Here is a 3,686-nt window from a genome sequence, read left to right as displayed (position 1 = left end):
GCTATATCTGCTATAGCGCGCCAGGCTCACGCGACCAAGTGGGTGAGAACTTCGACGCGACCGGTCGTCTGTCGCAAGCGGTGCTCAATGAGGCGGGTGTCTCCCGAGAGGCGGACGTCTATCTCTGCGGACCAACACGCTTCATGGCGGACATGAAGGAGGCGCTTGCGAAAATTGGTGTGGCGCCGCAACAGGTTCACGCCGAAATCTTCAACGGGGGCGAGTCCTTGAATCCCGGCATCGTCAGCAGCTCGACACGCGCTCCGCATCCGCCCAAAGACGAGGCTAACGAGGGCCCGCTGATATCCTTTTCGCGCAGTGGCATCGCGGCGCGCTGGAATGCGTCGGCCTACGCGAGCATCCTGGAGTTGGCCGAGGCATGTGACGTTCCGGTTCGCTGGGCCTGCCGCGCCGGTGTGTGTCACAAATGCGAGAGCGGACTGATCTCTGGACCCATCGCGTACCAGCCTGATCCACTCGACCCGCCTCTTGAGGGAAATGTCCTGATCTGTTGCGCCTCGCCGCGGGGTGACGTGGTAATCGACATCTAAGCGGCGTCGTAAGTGCCGTTGCTCCACCCACCTTCGCCTTGATTGTTAGCGTCGGCTTTTTGTTTCGATTACGATTCGGCTCCAACTTAAAATTCGACCCAAGCTGAATATGTTATCCGTTGACGATCGCAGACGCTTACGCCGCAGTTGCGTGCATCAGGTACACGGGTTTATCGAGCCCACCCCCGCAGCGCTATTTCGGCGAATGTCCGACTGGTGCGAAGAAAACGATGTCGAACACGATCTTTACGGCGAGGGCGATCTCATTGGGCATCTTGAGCAAAAGATCGCGGGTCTCCTCGGAAAGCCGGCGGCTGTATTTATGCCGAGTGGAACCATGGCCCAATTGGTTGCCGTACGGATTTGGGCCGAGCGCCAACAGACAGTGCGCTTTGGTCTTCACGCCACGTCGCATCTGGAAAATCACGAAGAACAGGCTTATCAAGCGCTCTTTCGGTTGCAAGGCGTGAAGATCGGGCAGGACGTCAGACCCATTGTTGCTGACGATCTGGCAACGCTTGCCGAGCCATTGGCCTGTTTGCTCGTCGAACTGCCGATGCGTGAGATAGGCGGACGGCTGCCGGAATGGGAAGAACTTCAATCGCTGAAATCAGCCGCTCGGGTACGCGGGATTCCGCTGCATATGGACGGTGCCCGACTTTGGGAATGCCGCGCCTTTTATGATCGTTCATATGCCGAGATAGCCGACGGGTTCGACTCGGTTTACGTGTCGCTTTACAAAGGGATCGGCGGGATCGCCGGCGCGGTTCTCGCAGGTAGCGACGACTTTATTGCCGCGGCGAAGCTATGGCGCCAACGAATGGGAGGCAGGCTGGTAACACAAAGCCCAATGTTGATTTCGGCAGCAATGAACCTGGATGCACGACTCGATATGATGGGCGCGCTATACGCCAGGACGTTGAGCTTCGCGGAAGGCTTGAACCGAATTGAAGGCATACGGACGCTGCCGCGCATTCCGCAAGTCAATATGCTTCACGTGTTGTTCGACGCAAGCGTCGACGCGCTTCATGCCCAGCGCGATGCCATCGCTTCGGCCGACGGCTGCTGGATTTTCCAAAGAGCGCGGGAGTCTCGCGTCCCTGGTTGGAGTGTGGCTGAGATTTACGTCGGCGATGGTTTGCTTTCGCTCAATGACGAACAGATCCTGCCGATGTTCGAGCGGCTGATGTCGGCGGTTCGCCGATCTTGACCTGTTCCGGCGCAGCCGATACGGGCGAAGGCAATCGGTGCGAAATCGACCGACGTGGTCACTAATGCTCACCGGTCCCGATCTTTTTGAAGAGAAACTGATGATAGAGATCCAGCCTCCGACGTTAAGTGATTCGGAAGAACTGCTAGCGTTTGAACTTGAGAACAGGGCCTACTTCGAGAAGTGGGTAAGCGCGCGAGACGACGGCTACTATAGTCTCAGTTCCGTACGGCACGCGATTGTCGAGGCACAAAGCGCCGCACACGCCGACAAGGCGTATCAGTTTTTGGTAAAGCGCGATGGGGTCATTGTTGGCCGGGTGAACCTCAGCGGAGTTACGCGCCCACACTTCACCAAGTCGTCACTTGGGTATCGAATCGGCGAGCGCTTCGGGGGGAATGGGTACGCATCCGACGCAGTGAATCTGGTGTTGAAGATGGCTTGCGTAGATCTCGGGCTATGGCGAATTGAAGCGATCGTGCGACCTGAAAATCAAGCGTCTTCCCATGTCCTGACTCGCAATGGATTTGTGGTGTACGGAACAGCGCGGCGCAGCATGCAGCTACATGGAGTCTGGTACGACCTGACGCATTTTGAACGACACCTCGAACCGCGCTAACGGTTGTCGGCTTCCCTTCAAGGCCGTACAACCTTCTTCATCGATGGTGCAAGGTGCGCTGGAATGCTGCGGCACGGATTCGAGCACACACACCGCGTCTACAGCTTCCGTCTCCTTGCTCTAAACTATGAACAAATGGTGCCGGCACTGATGCAGTGCGGCTCTTTAAGGCGCCAAGACGTAACTTCGCGAACCACAACAGGAGCACCTATATGACGCTTTCGAAGAGAAAATTTGGCCGTACCGGCTGGGATGTGTCGGCAATCGGTTTTGGGGCATGGGCAATCGGCGGCTCGTGGGGCGATGTCGCCGAGGACGACGCCAAGGCCGCGCTAAACGCCGCGCTCGATAGCGGTGTTACTTTCATTGACACGGCAGACGTCTACGGCGACGGCCGGTCGGAACGGATCATCCGGGACGTATTGAAGCAACGAGGCGGCGAGCGTCCCATTGTGGCCACCAAGCTCGGGCGTAGACTCGACCCGCATGTGACCAGTGGCTATACGAACAAGCGTGAGCTCGCAGGGTTCATCGACCGGAGCCTTTCGAACCTGGGCGTCGATACGCTCGACCTGGTGCAATTGCATTGCCCACCGACGGAGGTTTATTACCATCCCGAGGTGTTCGAGGCGATGGACGAGTTTGTCGCTGCCGGCAAGATCCGCTTCTACGGTGTGTCGGTCGAAAAGGTCGAGGAAGCGCTGAAGGCGATCGAGTATCCCAATGTGGTTTCGGTGCAGATTATCTACAACATGTTCCGTCAACGCCCGGCCGATTTGTTCTTCAAGCAGGCGCAAAAGAAAAACGTTGCAGTCATTGCGCGGGTGCCTCTGGCGAGCGGCATGCTGACGGGCAAGATGTCCGCGGATTCGGTTTTCGCACAAGACGATCATCGTGCTTTCAATCGCCATGGCGAGGCGTTCGACGTCGGCGAAACGTTCTCCGGGGTGCCTTATGACATCGCGTTGAAAGCGGTCGGCGAACTGCGCAGCCTCGTGCCGGTGGACGCCTCCATGGCGCAGCTGGCTCTTCGCTGGATTCTCATGGAGGAAGCGGTGTCTGTCATCATCCCGGGCAGTAAGAACGCGGCCCAGGCGGCGTCAAACGTCTCGGCTGCGAACCTCGCGCTACTGTCCGATGAGGCAATGCAACACGTCCGTGACATCTATGAGCGCCTTATAGCGCCTCAGGTCCACCAGCGCTGGTAAAGAGTCCAAGCCAGTGGAAGGGCGCTGCGCAGCAAAAGGCGGCGGCGCTCAATACCGGTCGCTCGACGACGGGGCCTGAATCGTTGACACCCATTAGC

The 3,686-nt window shown here is 58.1% G+C and carries 4 protein-coding genes; all 4 read left to right on the top strand.

The genetic code is table 11. From position 1 onward, the window contains the following. A partial coding sequence (locus WCA53_RS05885) for a 2Fe-2S iron-sulfur cluster-binding protein (RefSeq protein WP_423906833.1) occupies positions 1–551 on the top strand: 551 nt, incomplete at its 5' end. Positions 552–660: 109 nt separating this feature from the next. After that, positions 661–1,761 (top strand): threonine aldolase family protein, encoded by a 1,101-nt coding sequence (locus WCA53_RS05880; protein ID WP_423906830.1) that lies wholly within the window; start codon positions 661–663, stop codon positions 1,759–1,761. Positions 1,762–1,861: 100 nt separating this feature from the next. Further along, a complete protein-coding gene (locus tag WCA53_RS05875) occupies positions 1,862–2,380 on the top strand; it encodes a GNAT family N-acetyltransferase (RefSeq protein WP_423906827.1) in 519 nt (172 codons plus the stop codon). Positions 2,381–2,592: 212 nt separating this feature from the next. Then, positions 2,593–3,588: an aldo/keto reductase gene (locus WCA53_RS05870; RefSeq protein ID WP_423906825.1), complete on the top strand. Its 996-nt coding sequence runs from the start codon at positions 2,593–2,595 to the stop codon at positions 3,586–3,588. Positions 3,589–3,686 lie beyond the last annotated feature (98 nt).

Origin of the sequence: Caballeronia sp. (genome assembly GCF_049581465.1) — a bacterium.
GTDB lineage: Bacteria > Pseudomonadota > Gammaproteobacteria > Burkholderiales > Burkholderiaceae > Caballeronia.
Note: the sequence above shows the minus strand (reverse complement) of the source record. Positions and strands in the feature narration are given on the sequence as shown.

Coding starts and splice junctions, on each gene's coding strand:
- WCA53_RS05880 (WP_423906830.1), top strand. CDS start 661: ATGTTATCCGTTGACGATCGCAGACGCTTACGCCGCAGTTGCGTGCAT.
- WCA53_RS05875 (WP_423906827.1), top strand. CDS start 1,862: ATGATAGAGATCCAGCCTCCGACGTTAAGTGATTCGGAAGAACTGCTA.
- WCA53_RS05870 (WP_423906825.1), top strand. CDS start 2,593: ATGACGCTTTCGAAGAGAAAATTTGGCCGTACCGGCTGGGATGTGTCG.